The sequence below is a fragment of the Streptomyces sp. URMC 127 genome (assembly GCF_051386535.1).
In the GTDB taxonomy this organism is placed as follows: Bacteria; Actinomycetota; Actinomycetes; order Streptomycetales; family Streptomycetaceae; genus Streptomyces.
Genome location: NZ_JBPQTW010000054.1, coordinates 1 through 21,347, shown reverse-complemented (window position 1 = coordinate 21,347; position 21,347 = coordinate 1). Strand labels below are relative to the sequence as shown.

Below are 21,347 nucleotides of genomic sequence, written 5' to 3'. Positions count from 1 at the left end.
TCACCGCTCCCTGCGCAGCAGGGCGGCCAGCAGGCCCATGCCGCCGACCATCGTCACCAGCAGCGGCGCGAACAGCGGCGGCCCCAGCTCGATGTTGTAGCGCGCCATCGACCAGCCGCCGGGCTTCTGGGCGATGCCCCGGACGTGCAGGTACGTGCCCTGCAGGCCGTTGGCGGCGATCGCCGCCGAGGCCAGCGGCAGGGCGGTCTTGGCCATCCGCTCGCTGGCGAACCCGGCCACGCCCGCGGCCGCGCCCACGGGCCCGAGCAGCACGGGCCACCACATCACACGGTTGCCGAAGCTCGCGCGGTCGTGCTCCAGGTAGATCTCCGCCGCCGTGACGAGGGAGCCCACCGCCGTCAGCAGGGACAGCGTGCGCTCGAACCTGCCGTGGCGGACGTTGCGCACCATGCGGTCGAGGGCGTACGGCGCCCGGCCCGCCGGCCGGCCCCCGCCGCGTCGCGGCACCCGGCTCATCCGCCGTCACCCGCCCCGTGCCCGCGGTGCTTGTGCCCGCCGGGCAGCATCTCCTGGATCTTGGCCTTGAGCCCCTGCCGGACGACGGCCGCGCGGTCGCTGTCTCCCTTGAGGACTGCGGCGGCCGCAGCCTCGATCTGGTCGAGGGTCGCGTGCGGCGGGATCGGCGGCACGGCCGGGTCGGTGCGGAAGTCGATGACGAAGGGCCGGTCGGCGGCGAGGGCGCGCTGCCAGGCGGCGACCACCTCCCCCGGCTCCTCGACGCGCACGCCGTCGAGGCCGATCGAGCGGGCGAAGCCGGCGTAGGGCACGTCGGGGATGGCCTGCGAGGGCAGGAACTGCGGGGCGCCCTCCATGGCGCGCATCTCCCACGTGACCTGGTTGAGGTCCTGGTTGTTGAGGACCGCCACCACCAGCCGCGGGTCCTGCCACTCCGGGTAGTACTTGCCCGCGGTGATGAGTTCGGCCATGCCGTTCATCTGCATCGCCCCGTCGCCCACGAGCGCGATGGCCGGCCTGTCGGGGTGGGCGAACTTGGCGCCGATGGCGTACGGCACGCCCGGGCCCATCGTGGCCAGCGTCCCCGACAGCGAGCCGCGCATGGTGCCGCGCATGCGCAGGTGGCGCGCGTACCAGTTGGCGGCCGAGCCGGAGTCGGCGGTCAGCATCGCGTTCTCGGGCAGGAGCGGGTCCAGCGCGTGGAAGACGTACTCCGGGTTGACGGGGTCGGCCGCGACCGCGGCGCGCCGCTCCATCACCTCCCACCAGCGGGCCGTGTTCTTCTCGATGCCGGCCCGCCAGTCGCCGTGCTTCTTGGGCTTCAGCTGCGGCAGCAGCCGCGTGAGGGTCTCCCGCGCGTCGCCCACGAGGTTGATCTCGAAGGGGTAGCGCAGCCCCACCATGAAGGGGTCGATGTCGATCTGCACCGCCCGCGCCTGCCCGAACTCCGGCAGGAACTGGGTGTAGGGGAAGCTGGAGCCGACGACGACCAGCGTGTCGCAGTCGCGCATCAGCTCGTAGGAGGGCCGGGTGCCCAGCAGCCCGATGGCGCCGGTCACGTACGGCAGGTCGTCGGGCAGCGCGTCCTTGCCCAGCAGCGCCTTGGCCACCCCTGCGCCGAGGACGTCGGCGAGGCGCTCCACCTCGGCGCGCGCGCCGCGGGCGCCCTGCCCGACGAGGATCGCCACCTTCTTGCCCTCGTTGATCAGCTCCGCGGCCCGGGTGATCTCGGTGTCCGCGGGCACCGGCGCGTACGGGGCCACGCCGAGGCTGGAGGGCACCATCTTGAAGGCGTGCTGCGGCGGCGAGTAGTCGAGCTCCTGCACGTCGGCCGGGATGATCAGGGCGGTCACGGTGCGCCGGGCGTACGCGGTGCGCATCGCCCGGTCGAGGACGTTCGGCAGCTGCTCGGGGACGGTCACCATCTCGCAGAAGTCGGAGGCGACGTCCTTGAACAGGGTCAGCAGGTCCACCTCCTGCTGGTACGAGCCGCCCATCGCGCTGCGGTTGGTCTGCCCGACGATCGCCACCACCGGCACGTGGTCGAGCTTGGCGTCGTACAGGCCGTTGAGCAGGTGGATCGCGCCCGGCCCGGACGTCGCCGCGCAGACCCCCACCTTGCCGGAGAACTTCGCGTAGCCCACGGCCTCGAAGGCGGACATCTCCTCGTGCCGCGACTGGATGAACCGCGGGTTGTCGTCCGCCCGGCCCCAGGCGGCCAGCAGGCCGTTGATGCCGTCACCCGCGTAGGCGAACACCCGGTCGACGTCCCACTCGCGCAGGCGCTGCAGGAGGTGGTCGGACACCTTGGTGGACATGGGAGTCTCCCTTTCGCGGGGGCGTCGCGGTCTTCTCGGGCGGGGCTGCGCGCTTTCCGCCTCAGTGGTACGGGTGACCGGTCCCGGCCGGGGGAAACGCAGGACCTGGGGAATCCCTCGTGCGGATCTGCGGGGTCAGTCCTTCGGCCGGTACCGGTGCAGCGCCCAGCCGGGCAGCCCGAACCAGCACAGCGCGAGCCACGCCACGATGCTCCCCACCAGCCAGGGCACGGCGGCGCTGTGCAGCACGACGCGCAGGATCAGCAGGAGCGCCGAGGTGACGGTGCACAGCAGCAGGACGATCCCGAGCATCGTCAGCCGCGAGGCCCAGGTGACCGTCTGCGGCTTGATGCGGCGCCCGCTGACGATCCGGTGGAACGAGACGGGCCCGACGAGCGCGCCGGTGGTGGCCGCGCCCAGCATCACCGTCACCACGTAGATGGTGCGCTCCGTCTCGTCGAGCACGGCGAAGCGCGGCGTGAAGGCCACGGTCAGCAGGAAGCCGAAGAGGATCTGCACGCCCGTCTGGGTGACGCGCACCTCCTGCAGGAGCTCGCCCCAGCGCCGGTCGGCGCGCTCCTCGGGCGTTTCGTGACGGCCGCTGCCCGGCGCTCCGCTCACCGCCATGCCGCACCTCCGCCGTCGTCCGGTCCCCTGGGTACCCGCTCGCGGGCCGGGCATGCACCGCCCGCGGCCGCGGGGGACGACGACGGGGCCGGACGGCGCAACCCGATAGAGTGTTCGACGTTCGTGGCGGCGCGCGTGACCCACGGAACGCAGAGGGCACACGCGTTGCACGGGGGACATCAAGTGAGCGGGCCCAGAACCACATACGGCAACCAGGCGGACTCCGGCGGGGCGCTGCGGGCGTTCTTCCGCTCCTGGTCCCGGGGTTTCACCAACGACGTCGCGGCCGATCGCGTGGAGGACCATCTCATCACCGGGATGCAGCTCGCGCGTACGGTGCTCGGCCTGGTCGCCGCCGTCTGGCTGGTCGCGGCCTATCCGCTGAGCGGCGGCGGGGAGAAGTTCGTCCTCGGCAAGCTCCTCGAACTGGCCTTCTCCTGCGGCATCCTGGCGGTGGGAAGCTTCGCCGGCATCACCGCCTTCCTCGTCGCAAGCACCCCGGACAGGCGCCGGCACTTCGCCCAGCGGCTGCACGGGCCGATCCTGGCCGTCCTCACGCTGGCCGCGGGCCCCCTGTGCATCTGGCTGTCCGTCGCGACCCTCAAGGGCGACCTCATCGACGGCAGGGACCTGGAGGAGTTCTTCGCCTCCTTCACCGGCCCCGGCGTCCTCTGTGCCGTGCTGGCCTTCCTGACCCTGGCCATCGGCTGGCTCGCGGCCGTCGCCGTGCTGCTGGGATCGAGCGTCTACACGCTCCTGGCCACCTACCTCTGCGTCTTCACCTGCTTCCTGGCCAGGAACGTGCACCAGCTGCTCCCGGCGCTCCTCTCGCCGCTGCTGGTCTGGTCGCTCTTCGCGTTCCAGCTGTTCAACGGTCCCGACGTCGCCGCGCCCCCGGAAGTGCTGTACACGTTCATGCTCGGCGGCCCGCTGTCGGTGACCGCGCTCTCGGTCTGGGAGGTGCGGCGCCTGCGCAACCGGCACGGGATCACCCTGCGCGTCGCACTGGGCCGCTGACCGCCCCTCTCGAACGTCAGCCGGCGTCGGCCCGCCGGATCGTGATGTCGCCGGCCGAGGTGATGGCGTAGACCTCGGCCGTCTCGGCGGCGTCGCCGGGGCCGTCGGAGGCCGTCAGGGAGTTCAGGACGGTGCCGGCCTTGGTCCGTACGTCGAGCCGGGCCGCCGTGCCCTCGGCGATGCCGATCTCGATCCGGCCGCTCGACGTGCCGAGGACGACCGCGCCGCGGACGACCGCGCCGATCCGGATGTCACCCGAGGCCGTCTTGGCCTCCAGGGCGGCATGGGCCTTGCCTACGGCGACGGAGCCGTTGGCCGACCGGACGCGCAGTTCCCCGGCGGCCTCGCCGATCCGCGTCCCGCCGTTCGCGTTCTTGATGACCGCCGGGCCCGCGAGCACGCCGATGCGCACCGCGCCGGAGCCGGTCGTGATGCCGGCGGAGCCGCCCACCCGGTCCGCCGTGATGTCGCCCAGGGAGGTGGTGAGGGTGGCCCGGCCGGTCTCCTCCAGCTGGATGTCGCCCGCCGAGGTCCTGATCCTGCACTCGCCCAGCGCGCCGTAGCAGTGGAAGGCCGCCAGCTGCCCGGTGCCCTCGATCTCCGAGCCCGCCGGCAGGCCGACCGTCACGTCGACGGAGCCGGCCTTGCCGAACAGGCGCGGCTTCGGGCCCTTGACGAGCAGCCGGCCGCCGGCGAACTCGACGCGCGTGTCCTCGGCGGCCTTCGCGTCCGCCTCGCTCCGCGGGTCGCTCGGGCGCACCTCGACGGCCGTGTCGGTGCGCTCGCCGGCGTCGAGGCGGACGTCGCCGATCGCCAGGTCGACGGAGACGGAGATCGGCTGCGGCGTCTCGAAGGACGTCTCGAAAACAGGCATGGCTGCCCCTCCAGGTGGACCGGCCGGGCGTCCCCGCCGGCCGGATGCGTGGTGCTGCGGCGGCGCCGGGCGGCCGGCGCCGGGAGCGGTCAGGTGACCCAGCCGGTGTAGTGCTGGCCGCCGCGGGGGGCGCGCCGTTCGGGGCGGCGGGCGCGGTCGTCGTACTCGAGCATCGCGGAGACGGCCCGGATCAGCCAGGCGTTGACCGACAGCCCCTCCCGGCCGGCCGCCTCCTCGATCCGCGCCTTGAGGTGCTCGGGGGGCCGGAAGTTGATGCGGGACGGCGCGCCGTCCTCCGCGCCGGCGGGCGGCGGGGGCGCGGCGGGCAGCGGCGGCACCGCGCCGGCGGGCGCGAAGTCGTCGCCGCCGTCCCCGGGGCCGTGCTCGGCGGGAGGAGGCGTGACGACGAAGCTCGGGTCGAGCCCCCGCAGCCGCACCTCGACGGAGCCGGGCGCCAGCTCGCTGGTGATCTCGTCCGCGGCGGCCGACAGGGCGTCGAGCAGCACGAGCCGGACGGCGGAGGAGAGCGGTGTGACGAGCCGCTCGGCGACCTCGCGCGCTTCGGCGTCACCCGCCTCGGCCGCGACGAGGAGCTCCTGCCGCAGATTGTCGACATACCGCATCAGTTCCATGGCGCCATCCTTGCAGCGCCGTGGCGCCATGGGCAAATCTCCGGGCGCGCGGGCCCCCGGCTTCACCGCGGGCGGGCCCCCGGCTTCACCGCGCGGGGGCCCCGGCTTTACCGCGTGCCGACCCGGCCGGCCGTATCGCCGGACTCCTTGGCCGCCGCCCGGCCGCCGCATACGATGGCCCGGCGCGCAGTCCGGAGGTCTTCTGAGCTACTCCGGCCGCCGCCCGGGCACGGGGCGGAGACGGCCGGCGCAAGGTGGGGGCTGATGACGACCGATCAGGGGGAAGCGGAGCGGTTCGTACGGCAGTTCGCCGCCGAATCCGGTCTGGACGACGCCGCGCTCCGCGCGCGGCTGGCCGCGATACGCCGGGACATAGCGGAGACCGGCACCTACCGCCACACCCCCGAGGAGCTCGCCTTCGGCGCCAAGGTCGCCTGGCGCAACTCCGCGCGCTGCATCGGCAGGCTCTACTGGCAGAGCCTGCGCGTCCGCGACCGCAGACACGTCACCGACCCCGCCGCCGTCGCCGCGGAGTGCCTCGCCCACCTGCGCGCCGCCACCAACGGCGGCCGCGTCAGGCCCGTCGTCACCGTCTTCCCGCAGGACGACGCCGAGGGCCCGCCCGTCCTCATCTGGAACGAGCAGCTCATCCGCTACGCCGGCTACGTGCGCTTCGAGGGCGGCTGCACCGGCGACCCCCGCGGGTTCGGCCTGACGGAGCTCGCGGCCAAGCTGGGCTGGGAGGGCGCGGGCGGGAGGTTCGACGTCCTGCCCCTGATCATCGAGACCCGGGGGCACGGCCTGAGGTGGTTCCGCATCCCGCCGGAGGACGTCCTCGAAGTGCCGCTGAGCCACCCCTCGCTGCCCTGGTTCGCCGATCTCGGCCTGCGCTGGCACGCCGTCCCCGCCATCTCGCACATGCGGCTGCGCATCGGCGGCCTCTCGTACTCCGCGGCGCCCTTCAACGGCTGGTACATGGGTACGGAGATAGGGGTCCGCAACCTCTGCGACGCCGACCGCTACGACATCCTGCCGGAGGTCGCCCGCAGGCTCGGCCTCGACACCTCCAGCGCCCGCACCCTCTGGCGCGACCAGGCGCTCGTCGAAGTCAACCGCGCGGTCCTGCACTCCTTCGACACCGCCGGCGTCACCATCGCCGACCACCACACGGAGTCGGTGCGCTTCCTGCGCCACCTGGACAGGGAGGAGACCGCGGGCCGCGCCTGCCCCGCCGACTGGTCGTGGATCGTCCCGCCCATGTCCGGCGGCCTCACGCCCGTCTACCACCGCTACTACGACGAACAGCGGCCCCGCCCGGACTTCCACCTGGACGACAGCGCACGCCTGCGCGCCCAGGGCGTGGCAGCGGAGAACCACCGGCCGGGCGGCGCGCCGTACGGAAGCGGACCCACCCCGTACGCCTCGCGCACGTACAGCGGCTGACGCACCGGCGGTCCACCCGCCCGCACCGGCGGTCCCCCCGCCCATTCCGCCACCGGCGGCCGCCGCGCCTGGAATGATCCGCAGCAGGCACAGGGGGACAGGGGGAGCGGAAGCGTGCGCGCAACGCTGCGGGAACGGCTGCGGTACTGGTTCGACGCCACCATGGACCGCGGGACCCCCGCCCTCATCGGCTGGCTCGCCCTCGCCTCCGTCCTGCTGGTCGCGGCGACCACGGTCCTGGTGGTGCTGGGTACCGACGAGGAGACCGAGACCAACGGCGGCTGGCCGGGCGTCGCCTGGATGAGCATGCTGCGCACGCTCGACCCGGGCACCATGGGCGGCGACACCGGCGGACCGGTCTTCCTGGGGCTGATGCTGACGGCGACGATCGGCGGCATCTTCATCGTCAGCGCGCTCATCGGCGTCCTGACCACCGGTCTGGACAACCGGCTCCAGCAGCTGCGCAAGGGCCGCTCGCGCCTCGTCGAGCGCGGGCACACGATCGTGCTCGGCTGGTCCGAGCAGGTCTTCACGGTCGTCGCGGAGCTGGTGGAGGCCAATCAGAGCGAGCGCCGCTCGTGCGTGGTGATCCTCGCCGACCGGGACAAGGTGAGCATGGAGGAGCAGATCCGCATGCGGGTGCCCGGCACGGGCCGGACGCACGTCATCTGCCGGTCCGGCAACCCCCTCAACCGGGCGGACCTGGAACTCGTGAGCCCCGACACCGCCCGGTCGGTGATGGTGCTGCCCCCGGGCGGGCCCGACGGCGACACCAGCGTGATCAAGACCCTGCTCCTGCTCAACAACCGGACCTGGCCGGGCCGCCGTCCCCACGTCGTCGCGGCCGTGCAGGACTCCGGCAACCTCTCGGTGGCCCGCCTGGCCGCGGGCGGGACCGGCCTCGTCGTCGACGCCGAGGACTTCGCCGTGCGGCTGGTCGCCCAGTCGCACCGGCAGACCGGCCTGTCGGCGGTCTGCGACGAACTCCTCAGCTTCGTCGGCAACGAGATCTACCTGCGGCCCGAGCCCTCCCTGACGGGCCTGTCCTACGGCGACGCCCTGCACGCCTACGAGCTCGGCATCCCCATCGGCATGCGCCGGGCCGACGGCGGCGTGCTCGTCAACCCCCCGATGGACACGGTGATCCGGGACGGGGACAGCATGGTGGTCCTCGCCGAGGACGACCTGCTCATCCGCCTCGCCGAAACCACCGTGCCCGTCGTGCGGACGGCCATCTCCTGCCTGCCCGGCCCGCCGCCCGTCCCGGACCGGACGCTGATCATCGGCTGGAACTCGCGCGGACCGAAGATCGTCGACCTGCTCGACCAGCTCGTCCGCCCCGGCTCCGTCATCGACATCGCCTGCCCGCAGCGGCCCGCGGACGCCGCGGCCGTCCCCCGGGCGAACCTCACGCTCGGCCACCGGCCCTGCAATCCCACCAGCCGGCGTTCCCTGGAGGCCCTCGGCCCGGGCGGCTACCAGCACATCGTCGTCCTCACGGACGAGAGCGTGCCGCCCGACCTCGCCGACGACCGCACCCTGGTCACCCTGCTCCACCTGCGCGACATCGAAGTGCGGCTCGGCGACCCGTACTCGATCGTCACGGAGATGAACGACGACAGCAACCGCGAGATCGCCCAGGTCACCAAGGCCGACGACTTCATCGTCAGCACCAAGCTCGTCTGCCTGCTGCTCACCCAGCTCGCCGAGAACCCCGCCCTGCACGCGGTGCTGACCGACCTCTTCGACCCGGCCGGATCCGAGATCTACCTCAAGCCCGCCGCCCGCTACCTGCGGCCGGGCGCCGAGGCCAACTTCGCGACCGTCATCGAGGCCGCCCGGCAGTGCGGCGAGACCGCCATCGGCTACCGGCTCGGCGCGCTCGGCGACAAACCGCCCTACTACGGCGTCTCCCTCAACCCGCCCAGGGCCGCAGCCCTCACCCTCGGCCCGCGCGACCACGTGATCGTCCTCGCCGAGCAGTGACGAGCGGGGACACGCGCCGTCCGGTCACGGCAATCTTCTGGCCACGGGCGCCCTCCTGAGGGATCTTGTACTGACACCGCTGCTGACACCGCAGGAACGGCAAGAGAGAGGACCCGACAACAGTGAGCTCGCCAACCACGGTGGACCCGGGCACCGGCACCGAGGGGTACAAGCGGAGCCTGGGCTCCCGTCAGATGCAGATGATCGCCATCGGCGGCACCATCGGCACCGGCCTCTTCCTCGGCGCCGGCACGGCCATATCCCAGGCCGGCCCCAGCCTCATCATCTGGTACGCCGCCGCCGGCGCCGTGCTCTTCCTCGTCATGCGCGCCCTGGGCGAGCTGCTCACCCACCACCCCGTCTCGGGCAGCTTCGCCGACTACGCGCACCGGTTCCTCGGCCCGTTCTGGGGGTACGCGACCGCCTGGACGTACTGGATCATGTGGGTCACCACCGGCATGGCCGAGATCACCGCGGCCGGACAGTACGTCAACTACTGGTACCCCGGCTTCGACCAGTGGAAGACCGCCCTCATCTCCCTCGTGGTGCTCGCCTGCGCCAACCTGATCTCGGTGAAGATCTTCGGCGAGCTGGAGTTCTGGTTCGCCATCATCAAGGTCACGGCCATCATCGGCATGATCCTCATCGGCCTGGGCGTCCTCATCATCGGCTTCGGGGACGCCGGCGACACCGCCTCCGTCAGCCACCTGTGGGCCGACGGCGGCGTGGCCCCGCACGGCGTGTGGAACTCCCTGATGACCCTGCAGATCGTCCTCTTCGCCTACCTCGGCGTCGAGCTGGTCGGCGTCACCGCCGGCGAGACCAAGGACCCGGAGAAGAACATCCCGCGGGCCATCAACAGCCTGCCGCTGCGCTTCGGCCTGTTCTACCTCGGCGCCCTCTTCGTCATCCTGTCCGTCGTCAGCTGGCAGGAGTTCCACCCCGGGGTGAGCCCGTTCGTCGCCGCCTTCACCAAGATCGGCATCCCGGCCGCGGCCGGCATCGTCAACTTCGTCGTCCTCACCTCGGCGCTCTCCTCGTGCAACGCCGGCGGCCTCTACGCCACGGCCCGCATGCTGCGCACCGCAGGGCTGAACGGCCACGGCCCCGAGGCGCTCGGCAGGCTCAGCAAGCGGGGCGTGCCCGCGACGGCCGTCGTCGTCTCCGCCCTGGTCATGGCCCTCGGCGTGCTGATCAACGCCATCGACCCCGAGCACGCGTTCGCCTACATCACGGCGGTCTCCACCGGCGGCGCGATCACGGTGTGGAGCATCATCCTCATCACGCACCTGAAGTACCGCCGGGCCGTCGCGGCGGGCCTGGCACGCAAGTCCGCGTACCGGATGCCGGGGGCCCCGTACACCAACTGGCTCGCGCTGGCGGCCTTCGCGTTCGTGACCGTGCTGATCGGCTGGGAGTCCGAGACGCGCATCGCCCTCTACGTGATCGCCGTCTGGTTCGCCCTGCTGGCCGCCGGATACCCCCTCGCGCGCCGGCGCGCGGCCCGCACGCCGCTCGCGGCACCCGCGGACAACCCCGCGAAGGCTCCCACGCACAGCTGACCTCCGGCGGCGCTCCCGTCCCACGGGGGCGCCGCTTCCGCATGTCCACCCGTCAGTTGCCGCCGAACGGCTCCCGCGAACGTCACCCGCGTGGCAGCATTTTCTGACCGGTCGGCGGTGCCGCACGCCGGCCCGAGGGGGGCTGAGTGACGTGCCGGAGCCTGTGAGACGGCCCTTGGGGACCGAGGGCATAGAGGCACTCTTCCAGGAGTGCCGCACCCGCGTGCAGGACGGGCGCGCGGCGGGCGGGCACGGGCTGCCCGTGATCGTCCTCGTCGGGACGCGCGGCAGCGGGCGCACCACGGCGCTCGAATGGCTCGGCTTCCTCGGCTCGCACCGCCCCCACGCGCTCTACGACTTCGCCTCCTCCGGGCCGCGCCGCCCGCACGAGGTGGCGGGCCGCCTCGCCTACGGTCTCTCCCACCGCTTCGCCCGCCAGCCCGCCCTGCTCTTCCCGCGCCTGACGCTGGGCCTGCTCGTCGTCGACCCCGGTCTCTCGCTCGACGCGCACGACTCGCGCCGCGCCGGCCGGCAGCTGCGCCACGCCCTGTACGACGCCCACGAGCACACCGTGGCCGCCGAACGGGCCGCCGACGTCGCGGGCCTCCTCCAGGACCTCAACCTCCTGCAGATCCCCGGCATCGGCCTGCTGGCCGGGCTGATCCGCCGCCCGCCCCGGATGCCGCTCGGCATCGCCCGGCGCACCGGCTTCTCCTGGTACGCCGGCCCGCACACGCCCCTGCACGAGCTCGTCGTCCTCAACCAGCTCAGCAAGAGCACCACCGAAGCCGACCGCGCCGCCGTCGACCGGCGGCTGTGCGAAGCCTTCCTCGCCGACCTGCGCGGGGAGTTCGCGCGCCGCCGCCGCGACCGCAACTGCGTGGTCCTCCTCGACAACATCGACACCCCGGGCGGCCGCAGCTTCCTGGACCTGCTCGTGCAGCTGCGCGAGGCGAGCGGCGACCCGGACCCGCTGCTCGTCGTCGCCACCGCCTCCGACGCCGGCAAGGTCCCCGGCCCTTTCGCGCCCGGTCCGGCCGGGGTGCGGATCCGCACGCCCGAGCAGGCCTCGTACGCCGACTGGGAGGGCTCCGTCCCCGACCCGCCGCCCGACTCCTCCTGGCGCTGGTACTGCGTCCAGCTGCGCGACCTGACCGCGGGCGAGGTCGCCCAGCTCGGCGCCGGGCTCGCCGACCGGCTGCCCGAGGCGCCCCCGCTCGTGCACCGGCTCACCCACGGCCACGCCTGGAGCGCCCACCGGCTGCTGGAGGCCGCGGCGCACATCCCCGGCCGCGGCGACGGCGAGGAGCTGCTGCGCGGGATCCTCTCCTTGCCCGCGCCCGCCGCCGGCGGCGGCGAGGACGACACCGCCGCCGATCCGGTCCCGCTCGGCCGCGCGATCCTGCACGACCTGCTGGAGGGCCTGACCGGGGAACAGCGCACCGCCCTCGTCGAGTGCTCCGCCGCCCGCGAGTTCGACGCGGCCTGCGACACCGACCTGCTGGAGAGGTTCTCCCTGCGCACCCGCAACAGCCTGGCCCGCGAGATCGGCAACCGGCTCTGGCTCACCCCCGCCGTCCCCCAGGACGCCGGCGCGCGCGGCGGCCGCGGCTCCGGATATCTGCACAACGCCCACCCGCGCCCGCAGTCCGCGCACCCGGTCCTGCACCCGTGGCTGCGCCTGCTGCTCCTTACGGAGCTGGCCGGCAGCTCCCGCTGGGACGAGGTCCACGAAGTGCTGCAGGAGTGGCACGCGCGCAACGGCCACCCCCTCGACGCGCTCTACCACGCGCTCGCCCGGGGCCGCCTGGGCGAGGTCGTCGGCCACCTCGCCCGCAGCCTGACGGACCTGCCCGGCACTGACGCCTGGCTGTACGAGCTCTACGCCGTCACGGCCGCGCCCCTGCGCACGCCCGTCCTGCCGGGGCAGACGGCCACCTTGCGCGTGGACCGCCTCGCGGAGGAGCTGGCCCCCGAGTCCTTCGCCGCGCCCGACCGCAGGGCGCTCACCATGCTGGTGACGGCCCTGTGGCTGGCGGGCGACCCGCGCAACCGGGTGCCCGCCGCCCGGCCCGAACTCAACGACACGATCGGTTCGATGTTCCAGAGCCTGGCCATGCACTCCGACCCGCGCAGGGTGGGGCTCAGGCACGAGGCCGCGAAGTACCTCTGACCGCGCCGCAGCGCGCCACCGCCGTCCGGCAAAGGGAGCCCGCACCATGCCCGTGAACCGTCCCCGCCCGCTCGATCCCGTGCCGCCCCGGTGGAAGGGCTGGCAGGGAATCGCCGCGCTCGTTCTCGCCCTGGCCCTCCTCGCCGGGGGCGGCTTCTGGCTGCTGGGCGGGGGCGGCGACGGGGAGGACCGCTGCACCGACGACGTGCCCGGCCTCGTCCTCGCCGGGTCCGGCAGCGACCGCGAGTGCATCGGCGTCATGAACGAGACCGCCTACGCCTTCGACCCCCGGCTGAAGGACGTCACCGAGAAGATCGCCGCCGAGAACCGGCGGGTGCGCGACCAGTGGGAGAAGCCCGCCGCCGGCCGCACCCCCGTGCCCTACGTCAAGGTCGCCCTGCTCACCCCGATGACCGCGAGCGACAGCAGCGTGCTGCCCATCGAGGAGATCAGGAGCAGCCTCGAAGGGGCCTACACCGCGCAGTGCCGCTCCAACGCCTGCCCCGGCCTCTCCGCCGTGAACGCCACCGGCATCCACGGGCGGACGCCCCAGATCCAGCTGGTCATCGCCAGCGAGGGGCGCAACCAGGCCCACTGGCAGCCGGTCGTCGAGCGGCTGACCGCCCTGACCGGCGGCGAGCACCCGCTCGTCGCCGTGGCCGGCATGGGCGTCAGCGTGCCCGAGACCCAGCGCGCCGCCGACGAGCTCGCCAAGCACAAGATCCCGGCGATAGGCGCCGTCCTGACCGCCACCAACGTCAACTCCGAGCGCCTGTTCAAGGTCTCGCCGTCCAACACCGACTACGCCAAGGCGCTGCGCCAGCGGCTGGACAAGCTGCCCGCCGAGCAGCGCCGCGGCTACCTCGTCTTCGACAGCCGTGACGACAACTTCGTCCGCACCATGCGCCAGGCGTACGACGAGATCTTCGCCGACTACATCGACAAGCGCCGCGTCTCCTTCGTGGGCACCACCGGCCCCCGCACCGAGGGCATGCCCAGCCTCTTCTACAACGCCTTCAACAACATCTGCCTGACCAAGTCGGAGCTCGTCTTCTGGGCGGGCCGCGGCCGCGACCTCGCCGACCTCGTCCGCTCGCTGTCCTCGCGCAACCAGTGCGGGCACGACAAGCCCATCACGATCGTCGTGGGCTCGCAGGGCGCCGTGCAGCAGGCGAACGACGTGAAGGGGCTGCTCAAGGACAGCCGGATCACCATCCTGCAGGCGTCGGCGACCGACACCGAGGGGTGGATCAAGGCGAACGGGGCGCCCAGCGGCTTCAAGCCCTTCCTACAGAGCTTCCGCGACCTGAAGTTCCCCGACAAGGAACTCACCGACGGCTACGCCGTCATGCACCACGACGCCGTGCTGACGGCCGTGTGGGCGCTGCGCATGGTCACCGGCCAGACCGGCCGGGAGGCGCCGGGCGTGCAGGACGTCTTCAACCAGCTGACCAACCTCCACGACGCCGCGGTGGTTCCCGCCGGGAGCGGCGACCTCAGCTTCGACGACGCCTCCGACGGCTGGCCGCACAACAAGCCGGTGCCCATCATCCAGATACCGGGCGGCGCCACGGATCCCGGGCCGCTGTACAAGACGTCGTAGCGCGGCCCGGCGAACGGGGCCGGGGCCGTCCGGTGCGGGAGCCGGCGCCGCTCACCGGAAGACGAGCAACGACACCACTCCGATGCCGGCCATCGTCCAGGCCACGTAGTCGCCGAGGTGCCCCGAGTGCAGCCGGCGCAGCGGCGCGCTCCCGGGCACGGCCCGCGACCTGCGGCCCACGGACAGCGCGGCGAGGGCGGCGGCGAGGGCGGCCGACAGCAGGCCGAGCCCGGCGCCGGTCCACGTCCACCACGCGTACGGCCCCGCCGGGTGCGCGGCGGAGCGGCCGTCGAGCACCGCGGCCGCGTAGCCGCCGTGGTCGGTGAAGGCCTCCGCGGCGGCGGTGACGGCGCCGGTGAGGCCGGGCACCGTGCCCACGGCGAGCGCCCCGGCCAGCAGGAGCGCCGCCACCGTGACCATGGGGACGGGCGGGGACGAGGAGCCCGAGACAGGCCGCCGCGTCCGCCGGTCACCGCCGAGACGAGCACGAACAGGGCCGGCAGCCAGGGGGACTGCTCCTCGACGAGCGCCTTGCCCAGGGCCGTGCCGAACGGCGGCAGCCCGGCGAGCGCCAGCCCGCCGGCGGCGAAGAGCAGGCCCACGCCCGCGGTGTCGCGGCCCTTGCCGTGCAGCTCGCACTCGTCGACGCTGCCGTGGCGGTCGAGGAGCACGCCGGTGCACGCGAAGAGGGCGGCCTTCGCCCCGGCGTGCCCGAGCACGTAGAGCGCCGTGCCGGCGATGCCGTGCGGCGTCAGGAGGGCGATCCCGGTGAGGAAGAGGCCGGTGTGCGCCACCGTGGAGAAGGCCAGCAGCCGTTTGACGTGCCGCTGCTGCCAGCACATCAGCGCGCCCGCGAGCGCGCCCGCGACCCCCAGCACCAGGAGCGTGCGCCGGACCCCCGCGGCCGGGACGCCGCCCGGCCCGGCGAAGACCGTCGTGTAGACGCGCGCGACCCCGTAGCTGCCCATCTCCACCATCACGCCGGACAGCAGCATGCACACCGGCGTCGGTGCCACCGCGTGCGCGTCGGGCAGCCAGAAGTGGAAGGGCACGGCCGCGGCCTTGACCAGCAGCCCGGTGAGCACCAGCACGAACGCGGCGAGGACCAGGGCGTCTCCGCCGTGCCCGGCCGCCCGGTCGAGTTCCCGGCCCGCCTGCGCCATGCCGAGCTCTCCGGTGCGGGCGTACAGCAGGCCGATGCCCAGCAGGGCGGCGTAGCCGCCCAGGGAGTTGACGAAGCCGAAGGCCAGCGCGCCCTGCACCGGGCGGGCCTCCTCGACGCGGTAGCCGGTCAGGGCGTAGCCGACGACCCCCATGAGCTCGAAGAACACGAACGCGTCGAAGAGGTCGCCGGTGAGCGCGAAGCCGCACATGCCGCCCTGGAAGAGCAGGACGAGGGCGGGGAAGGCGCCGCCGTGCCCCTTGGGCGGTTCGTCGAAGTAGCGCCAGGAGTAGGCGAGCACGGCGGTCACCAGCAGCGAGGTGAGCGCGGCGAGGCCCAGCCCGATGCGGTCGCCCACCAGGACGATGCCGACGCTGTGGCCGTCGCGCGGCTCCCAGGCGCCGAGCCAGGACACGGCCGGCGGGCGGGTGAGGGCGACGACGGCGAGCCCGGCGGAGGCCGCGGAGGCCGCGCCCGCGACGGCTTCCGCCACCGGGCGGGGCACGTGGCGCCCGGCCGCCACCAGCACGGCCGCGCCCAGCAGCGGCACCACGACGATCAGCGGGAGCAGCCGGCCCACCGCGGCTCAGCCCTTCAGCCCGGACAGCTCGTCGGGGTCGACGGTGCCGTGCCGCTTCGCGGTCTGGATGACGAGGGCGAGCAGCAGGGCCGTGACGGTCGCGCCCACGACCACGTCGGTGAGGGCGAGCGCCTGGACGACCGGGTCGACGACGCGGGTGTCCGTGGGCACGTCGGAGAAGACGGGGGCGGTGGCCCCCTTCCGGTAGCCGACGGAGAGCAGGAGCACGTAGGTGGAGGACTGGGTGACGGCGAGGCAGCCCACGGCGTGGATCAGGTTGCGGCTGGTGGCGATGCCGTACACGCCGATGAGGAAGATCCACCCGGCGATCAGGTAAGGGAACAGGCTCACGCCGGCCGGCCCTCCTCCGTGTCGCGCTCGATCTCCAGCGCCTGGGCGAGGAAGTGCGCCAGCAGCACGACCACGGCCGAGGTGACCTCGATGCCGACGGCGGCGTTGAGCAGCGGCACCGTGCCGCCCGACGAGAGCGTGTTGAACGTGCCGAGCGGCAGCACGTTGCCCAGATAGGCCGAGCCGGCGAGCAGCCCCGCCGTGCCGAGCAGCACGTACGCCGCCTCGCCCGCGCCGTCGGCCAGTTCGTACAGCCCGAGCGGCCGGAAGCGCTCCAGGGCCGGGTAGTCGACGGCGATGTAGAGCAGGTGCAGGGAGGTCGCGGTGACCACGCCGCCCTGGAAGCCGCCGCCCGGGCTGAGCTGGCCGTGCGCGATCACGTACAGGCCGGTGAGCAGGGTGACGGGCAGCATGAGGAGGCCGTAGCGGCGCAGCGCGGCCGGGACGCGGACCGGCTCCGGCGGGACGCGCTTCTCGTCGCGGGTCTGCCGCAGCAGGACGACGGTGCCGAGGACGCTGGCGAACAGGACGGTCTCCTCGCCGAGGGTGTCGAGGCCGCGCTGGTCGAAGTTGACGGAGGAGACGGTGTTCGCGGTCCGCTGCTGCAGCGCGGTGCGCACCGCCCGGTCGCCGTAGGGGTGCCACTGGCCGCCGAAGCCCGGCAGGTCCGTGCAGGCGGCCGCGTAGAGTGCCGCCGTGGCCAGCAGCCCGGCGGCCAGCACCCACAGCCGTAGGCGGCGCGTCACTCCCGGCGCCCCTTTCCCCGCACCTTGCGGACCGCCAGCAGGATCATCAGCGGTGTCACGGCCGAGCCCACGCCGAGCTGCGCGAGGCCCACGTCCGGCGCCTGCAGCACGGTGAAGAGCACGGCCAGCGCCAGGCCGAGCAGCGAGAGCACGATCGCCTGCCGGGCCGGGTCGCGCTGCAGCACGGCCACGGTGGCGGCGGCCGCCACGAGCACCAGGACGGCGGCGACGAGCGCGTCATCCACGGCGCACCGCCGCGGAAGTGACGGCGCCTCCGGCGATCAGGAGCACGCCGATGAAGACCAGTTTCAGCATCGCACGGCCGGGGCCGGTGGCGACGCACATCGGTACGACCGTCGCGGGTGCACCGATCAGGACGGCGGGGGTGAGCAGGCGCGTGCCGGGCGGCCGCCCCCGGATCCTGTCGCCGAGGAGACGGGTGAAGACCAGCGTGCCGGCCGGCCCGAGCACGGCGACGACCAGCGCGAGGTCGACGTAGGAGGGGCGGCCGTAGCCCTGCGCGAGCAGGAGGAAGACCAGGCACAGCAGGAGCGTCGCCATGTTCTGGGCGACGACGCGCCGCCCGGCCGGTCCGCGCGCCGCGCCCCACAGGCAGGGTCCCAGGCCGCCGGCCACGAGCGCGCAGGCGGCGGCCAGCCACCAGTTCACCGGGCCGCGGCCCGGCGGGCGCCGCGGGCGGCCGTCGCCGCCAGCAGGGCCGCGCCCGCGCCGGTGGCGAGCTCCAGCGTGTCGGCCTGGCTGATCAGCACCGTCCACACCGCGGTGAGCCCGGCCCACCACGCGAGGATCTCCGCTCCGGCCCGTGCCGTGCCGCGCGCCATCCGCTCCACCTCCGCCGCTCGCGGGAATGCCCCAGTATCGGCCTGCGGGCCCGGCGATCGGGGGGACCGCACGGGCGCGTGTCGCAGGCGGCGTGTACCCCTCATGCCGGAAGGTATGGCGGACGTACGCGAAGGGGCGGCGGACCCGGGCCCGGATTTCCCCGGCGGACCGCTGACGTGTCACACGCCGGCGGTGGCCGGCGTGTGACACGTCATGTGTACGGCAGCTCTCTTATCTCTTACTTGTGCGTCACCGCTGCTTGTGCGTCACCGCACGTCGCTCACCACTTGTCGATTCCCATGGTCTTCGCCGCGCTGTGGATCGCGTTGTAGTGCGGGATGGACATGTCCGACTTCTTGTCCTTCGGCGGCAGCTTCTTGTCGGTCTGCCGGAACTCGTCGCGAGCGGCGGCCAGCAGGTCGGTGCCGTAGCTGACCGGCACGTCGGTCTTCCCGTGGATCGGGTGCGACTTGGCCGCCGTCTGGCTGCCCGCCTGGGCGAGGGTGCTGCGGGCCTGGTTGTAGGCGGCGGCCTTGATGGTCTTCGGGTTCGGCACCACCGCGTGCGCGCCGGCCGCCGGGCGCGGGTCGTCGGTGACGACGGCGGCGGAGGCGGGCGCGACGGCGGCGGCGACGGCTCCGAGCGTGGCTGCCGCGGCGAGGGCGGTACGGACCATGAGCTTCATTGGACATCTCCCGTTCGAATCGGGCATTCCAGTTCGATACGACGGGGAGCCTGCCCCGGGGAGATCTTTCAGCAAACGACCATTTTGCGCCGATCCGGGGCCCCTTCCGCGCGCGGCGGCCGGGGCCCCGGCGCCCGTCAGGAGACCGTCAGTTCGGCGATGCCCGTGCGGGAGCCGGCAGCGCCGGCGCCGTGCACCACCACCCGTACGTACCGTGCGGACACCGGCGCACCGGCGGCGTCGCGCCAGTGCCGGCCGTCGGTGGACAGCTGGACGGCGTACGAGGACGGTGCCGGGCCGCTCCAGGCGGGGGTGACCTTGCCGACGCGCGCGGTCCTGCCGAGGTCGGTGGTCAGGGTGCCGTCCGGGCCGTCCGGCACCCATGCCGTGGCCGTGTTGCCGTCGACGGCGGCGGCCGCGTACAGGCCCGGTTCCTCGGAGGAGGCCGTGGCGGTGGTGCAGCGGGCGAGGTCGGCGGTGGGCGCGAGGTCGGGGCGGCGGGTGCCGAGCACGACCGGGGCGTCCCGGGTGACGGTCCGGGCGCCCTGCGGCGTGTCGAGCGTCATCGGCGCACCGCCGGTGAGCCGCACGGTGGTGCGCCGGGCACCGAGCTCGACGTCGTACGTGCGGCCCTGCCAGCGCAGCCCGCGCAGGGTGACGCCGCGACCGAGCTGCGGGGGCAGCATCGGGTCGAGGTGCAGCCGGTCCTCGCGCATCCGCATGCCGGTCAGGCCGTTGGTGAAGATCTGCAGGAAGCCGCCCTTGCCGGTGAGGAAGTCGTGCGCGGGCGTGCCGGCCAGCGGGTCCTCGGCGCCCGCCTTGGCGCCGCGGGCCTCCGAGAACTGGGCGAAGGGGCCGCGCACGAACGGCCTGATGGCGCGCTGCAGGTAGGTGTACGTCGAGCAGCCCGGCTCGCCCGTTCCGGCGGAGACGACGGCGTGCACGGAGTCCGTCATGGCCGGGCCGTCGGGGTCGGTGCGCTGTGCGTAGTAGCCGAGGGTGCTCGCCGCCGCGCCCTCGGGCATCGGCCACTCCAGCGGGTACATCAGCAGCACCGTGTCCGCCTGCTTGATCTTGCTGCCGCGGTAGCCGTCGTACTGCTCGAAGACCTTGCGCTGCGCGTCGTAGGGGATCCGGATCCGGTCGGCGATCGCCGTCCACTCCCCCGGCGCCCGCTCGCCGAGCAGGCGCGCGGCGCGGGTGGCGTTGCGCAGGGCGGTTGCCGCGCCGGCGTTGGTGAAGACCGCGTCGTCGACGCCGTTGCTGTACTCGTCGGGGCCGGCCGTGTCCTTGACGGAGTAGCTGCCGTCCGCGTTGCGGCTGACCCTCCCGGCCCAGAACTCGGCGATGCCCTTCATCACCGGCCAGCCGTGCCCGCGCAGCCAGGCGGTGTCGCCGGTGGCGAGGTAGTACTGCCAGGTGGCCAGGGAGATGTCCGACTGGAGGTGGATCTGGGTGCGGCAGTGGGGCGGGTCCACGCTGTGGCACTCCTGGGCGAGATCGCCCTTGCTGCCGCTGTTCCAGGGGTAGAAGAGCCCCTGGTAGCCGAGCGCGCGGGCGTTCTCGCGGGCCCCGGGGAGGGTGCGGTACCGGTAGTCGACGACGCTCCTGGCGAGGGCGGGGTCGGTGGCCAGCAGGGCCGGGTACATCCACGTCTCGGCGTCCCAGAACACCAGGCCCGCGTAGTTGTCGCTGGTCAGCCCGGCCGGGGCGATGCTGTCGGCGGCGTCCTTGCGGCTGCTGGACAACAGGCCGTAGCGCGCGGAGCGCACCCATGCCTGCAGGTCGCGCTGCCCGGGCACCTCGATGTCGGCGCGCCACAGGCGGGACCAGGCGGCGGTGTGGGCGCTCAGCAGTGCGTCCCAGCCGCGCCGGGCGGCGCGCTGAGCTGCGGCGGTGGCGTCCCGGCGGGGCGCGCGCGAGGTGAGGGCGGTGTCGACGCCGACGTACTTGGTGAACTCGTACGCCCGGCCGCTGCGGACGGGGAAGGCGAGGGACTGCCGGGCGCTCAGGTCCTTCGCCGCGCCGGCGGCCTCGGCCTTGTCCGCGCGCACGCCGCTCCCGGCGCGCAGGGCGGAGGCGACGGCGCCGTCGGTGTCCGTGCCGTCGGTGCGGAAGGCGACGTCCATGGTGCGCCCGTCGCGGCCGGACCCCTCGGTGCGGTCACCGCCGCCGGTCTGCCGGATGCGGCGGGCGCCGCGTCCGTCGATGAGGTCGGTGACGGTCGCCTCGCCGCTCCAGTGCGGGGTCACGCGCAGCCGGACGGCACCGACGTGGGGGTCGTTGCGGTCGGCGAGCACGTCGTAGACGAGGTCGGTCTTCCTGCCGTCGGCGGCGGTCCACGTCAGGGCCGTGCGGACGATGCCGCAGTGCAGGAAGAGGGTCTGGCGGTAACCGGAGATGCGGCCCGGATCCGTAGAAGAGTTGAAGGCGTCGCCGTGTGCGCCGCCGGTGGCGACGGTGAGGGCGGTCCACGTGGGCAGCGCCGCGACGGCCTGCCGGTCGTCCGCGGTCTGCTTGTTGTGCGCGTAGAGGCCGGAGACGAACGAGCCGTCGTAGCCGGGGGTGAAGAGCGGCCAGCCCGTCTTGGCGTCGCTGCCGGTGTATCCGGAGCCGTTGGGCGGGACGCGCTGGCCCAGATAGCCGTTGCCCACGTAGGCGTGGTAGGTGCCGGCGGCGTCGGTGCGGGTGGAGTCCAGCGACCAGCCGTCGCCCGTCCGGCAGCCGGCGGACGGGGGGACGGCGGCGGAGCGGGTGGCGGTGGGGGGT

Annotated in this window: 18 protein-coding genes; 5 read left to right on the top strand and 13 right to left on the bottom strand. The window is 73.7% G+C overall.

The window, feature by feature from the left end; all coding sequences use genetic code 11:
• The 3 genes from ACSNOH_RS14530 to ACSNOH_RS14520 form a co-directional block, all read right to left on the bottom strand.
• Complete coding sequence (locus ACSNOH_RS14530) at positions 1 to 477, bottom strand: hypothetical protein (protein ID WP_436721723.1); 477 nt, start codon at positions 475 to 477, stop codon at positions 1 to 3.
• Entirely contained in the window at positions 474 to 2,294 is a 1,821-nt protein-coding gene (locus ACSNOH_RS14525; RefSeq protein ID WP_436721722.1) for a thiamine pyrophosphate-requiring protein, read from the bottom strand. The genes ACSNOH_RS14530 and ACSNOH_RS14525 overlap by 4 nt, the downstream gene beginning before the upstream one ends.
• A gap of 135 nt (positions 2,295 to 2,429) precedes the next feature.
• Positions 2,430 to 2,921: a DUF6328 family protein gene (locus ACSNOH_RS14520; protein ID WP_436721721.1), complete on the bottom strand. Its 492-nt coding sequence runs from the start codon at positions 2,919 to 2,921 to the stop codon at positions 2,430 to 2,432.
• 183 nt (positions 2,922 to 3,104) lie between these two features.
• Here ACSNOH_RS14520 and ACSNOH_RS14515 point away from each other — a divergent pair, with 183 nt between their 5' ends.
• Complete coding sequence (locus ACSNOH_RS14515) at positions 3,105 to 3,938, top strand: hypothetical protein (protein ID WP_436721720.1); 834 nt, start codon at positions 3,105 to 3,107, stop codon at positions 3,936 to 3,938.
• A gap of 16 nt (positions 3,939 to 3,954) precedes the next feature.
• On the opposite strand, the gene ACSNOH_RS14510 is transcribed toward ACSNOH_RS14515, so the two are convergent.
• Both ACSNOH_RS14510 and ACSNOH_RS14505 read right to left on the bottom strand, forming a co-directional pair.
• On the bottom strand, positions 3,955 to 4,812 hold the full coding sequence (locus tag ACSNOH_RS14510) for a DUF4097 family beta strand repeat-containing protein (protein ID WP_436721719.1): 858 nt from the start codon (positions 4,810 to 4,812) through the stop codon (positions 3,955 to 3,957).
• 89 nt (positions 4,813 to 4,901) lie between these two features.
• Entirely contained in the window at positions 4,902 to 5,444 is a 543-nt protein-coding gene (locus tag ACSNOH_RS14505) for a hypothetical protein (RefSeq protein WP_436721718.1), read from the bottom strand.
• A 264-nt stretch (positions 5,445 to 5,708) separates the two neighbouring features.
• Here ACSNOH_RS14505 and ACSNOH_RS14500 point away from each other — a divergent pair, with 264 nt between their 5' ends.
• The 4 genes from ACSNOH_RS14500 (at position 5,709) to ACSNOH_RS14485 (ending at position 12,608) form a co-directional block, all read left to right on the top strand.
• On the top strand, positions 5,709 to 6,887 hold the full coding sequence (locus tag ACSNOH_RS14500) for a nitric oxide synthase oxygenase (protein ID WP_436721717.1): 1,179 nt from the start codon (positions 5,709 to 5,711) through the stop codon (positions 6,885 to 6,887).
• 114 nt (positions 6,888 to 7,001) lie between these two features.
• Entirely contained in the window at positions 7,002 to 8,873 is a 1,872-nt protein-coding gene (locus ACSNOH_RS14495; RefSeq protein WP_436721716.1) for a CASTOR/POLLUX-related putative ion channel, read from the top strand.
• A gap of 194 nt (positions 8,874 to 9,067) precedes the next feature.
• Positions 9,068 to 10,435, top strand: a complete 1,368-nt coding sequence (locus tag ACSNOH_RS14490) for an amino acid permease (RefSeq protein WP_436721733.1) — start codon at positions 9,068 to 9,070, stop codon at positions 10,433 to 10,435.
• Positions 10,436 to 10,586: 151 nt separating this feature from the next.
• On the top strand, positions 10,587 to 12,608 hold the full coding sequence (locus tag ACSNOH_RS14485; RefSeq protein ID WP_436721715.1) for a hypothetical protein: 2,022 nt from the start codon (positions 10,587 to 10,589) through the stop codon (positions 12,606 to 12,608).
• A 1,338-nt stretch (positions 12,609 to 13,946) separates the two neighbouring features.
• Here ACSNOH_RS14485 and ACSNOH_RS14480 read toward each other — a convergent pair.
• From ACSNOH_RS14480 to ACSNOH_RS14445, 8 genes are all read right to left on the bottom strand, one after another.
• Positions 13,947 to 15,953: a complex I subunit 5 family protein gene (locus tag ACSNOH_RS14480; protein WP_436721714.1), complete on the bottom strand. Its 2,007-nt coding sequence runs from the start codon at positions 15,951 to 15,953 to the stop codon at positions 13,947 to 13,949.
• A 6-nt stretch (positions 15,954 to 15,959) separates the two neighbouring features.
• Entirely contained in the window at positions 15,960 to 16,304 is a 345-nt protein-coding gene (locus ACSNOH_RS14475) for a sodium:proton antiporter (protein ID WP_436721713.1), read from the bottom strand.
• Positions 16,301 to 17,050 carry an MnhB domain-containing protein gene (locus tag ACSNOH_RS14470; RefSeq protein WP_436721712.1) on the bottom strand — a complete coding sequence of 250 codons (750 nt, stop codon included), beginning with the start codon at positions 17,048 to 17,050 and terminating at the stop codon, positions 16,301 to 16,303. The genes ACSNOH_RS14475 and ACSNOH_RS14470 overlap by 4 nt, the downstream gene beginning before the upstream one ends.
• Entirely contained in the window at positions 17,047 to 17,295 is a 249-nt protein-coding gene (locus tag ACSNOH_RS14465; RefSeq protein WP_436721711.1) for a Na(+)/H(+) antiporter subunit B, read from the bottom strand. The genes ACSNOH_RS14470 and ACSNOH_RS14465 overlap by 4 nt, the downstream gene beginning before the upstream one ends.
• Complete coding sequence (locus tag ACSNOH_RS14460; protein WP_436721710.1) at positions 17,288 to 17,719, bottom strand: monovalent cation/H+ antiporter complex subunit F; 432 nt, start codon at positions 17,717 to 17,719, stop codon at positions 17,288 to 17,290. Before ACSNOH_RS14460 ends, ACSNOH_RS14465 begins: the two co-directional genes overlap by 8 nt.
• Complete coding sequence (locus ACSNOH_RS14455) at positions 17,716 to 17,892, bottom strand: hypothetical protein (protein ID WP_436721709.1); 177 nt, start codon at positions 17,890 to 17,892, stop codon at positions 17,716 to 17,718. Before ACSNOH_RS14455 ends, ACSNOH_RS14460 begins: the two co-directional genes overlap by 4 nt.
• 281 nt (positions 17,893 to 18,173) lie before the next feature.
• Positions 18,174 to 18,569 (bottom strand): hypothetical protein, encoded by a 396-nt coding sequence (locus ACSNOH_RS14450; protein ID WP_436721708.1) that lies wholly within the window; start codon positions 18,567 to 18,569, stop codon positions 18,174 to 18,176.
• Between the two features lie 146 nt (positions 18,570 to 18,715).
• The coding region (locus ACSNOH_RS14445; RefSeq protein ID WP_436721707.1) for a discoidin domain-containing protein at positions 18,716 to 21,347 on the bottom strand (2,632 nt) is incomplete at its 5' end.

What these genes read in the sequence shown, in the direction of transcription:
- ACSNOH_RS14490 (WP_436721733.1), top strand. Translation starts at nt 9,068, where the DNA reads ATGCAGATGATCGCCATCGGCGGCACCATCGGCACCGGCCTCTTCCTC.
- ACSNOH_RS14455 (WP_436721709.1), bottom strand. Translation starts at nt 17,892, where the DNA reads ATGGCGCGCGGCACGGCACGGGCCGGAGCGGAGATCCTCGCGTGGTGG.
- ACSNOH_RS14525 (WP_436721722.1), bottom strand. Translation starts at nt 2,294, where the DNA reads ATGTCCACCAAGGTGTCCGACCACCTCCTGCAGCGCCTGCGCGAGTGG.
- ACSNOH_RS14450 (WP_436721708.1), bottom strand. Translation starts at nt 18,569, where the DNA reads ATGGTCCGTACCGCCCTCGCCGCGGCAGCCACGCTCGGAGCCGTCGCC.
- ACSNOH_RS14510 (WP_436721719.1), bottom strand. Translation starts at nt 4,812, where the DNA reads ATGCCTGTTTTCGAGACGTCCTTCGAGACGCCGCAGCCGATCTCCGTC.
- ACSNOH_RS14505 (WP_436721718.1), bottom strand. Translation starts at nt 5,444, where the DNA reads ATGGAACTGATGCGGTATGTCGACAATCTGCGGCAGGAGCTCCTCGTC.
- ACSNOH_RS14500 (WP_436721717.1), top strand. Translation starts at nt 5,709, where the DNA reads ATGACGACCGATCAGGGGGAAGCGGAGCGGTTCGTACGGCAGTTCGCC.
- ACSNOH_RS14530 (WP_436721723.1), bottom strand. Translation starts at nt 477, where the DNA reads ATGAGCCGGGTGCCGCGACGCGGCGGGGGCCGGCCGGCGGGCCGGGCG.
- ACSNOH_RS14520 (WP_436721721.1), bottom strand. Translation starts at nt 2,921, where the DNA reads ATGGCGGTGAGCGGAGCGCCGGGCAGCGGCCGTCACGAAACGCCCGAG.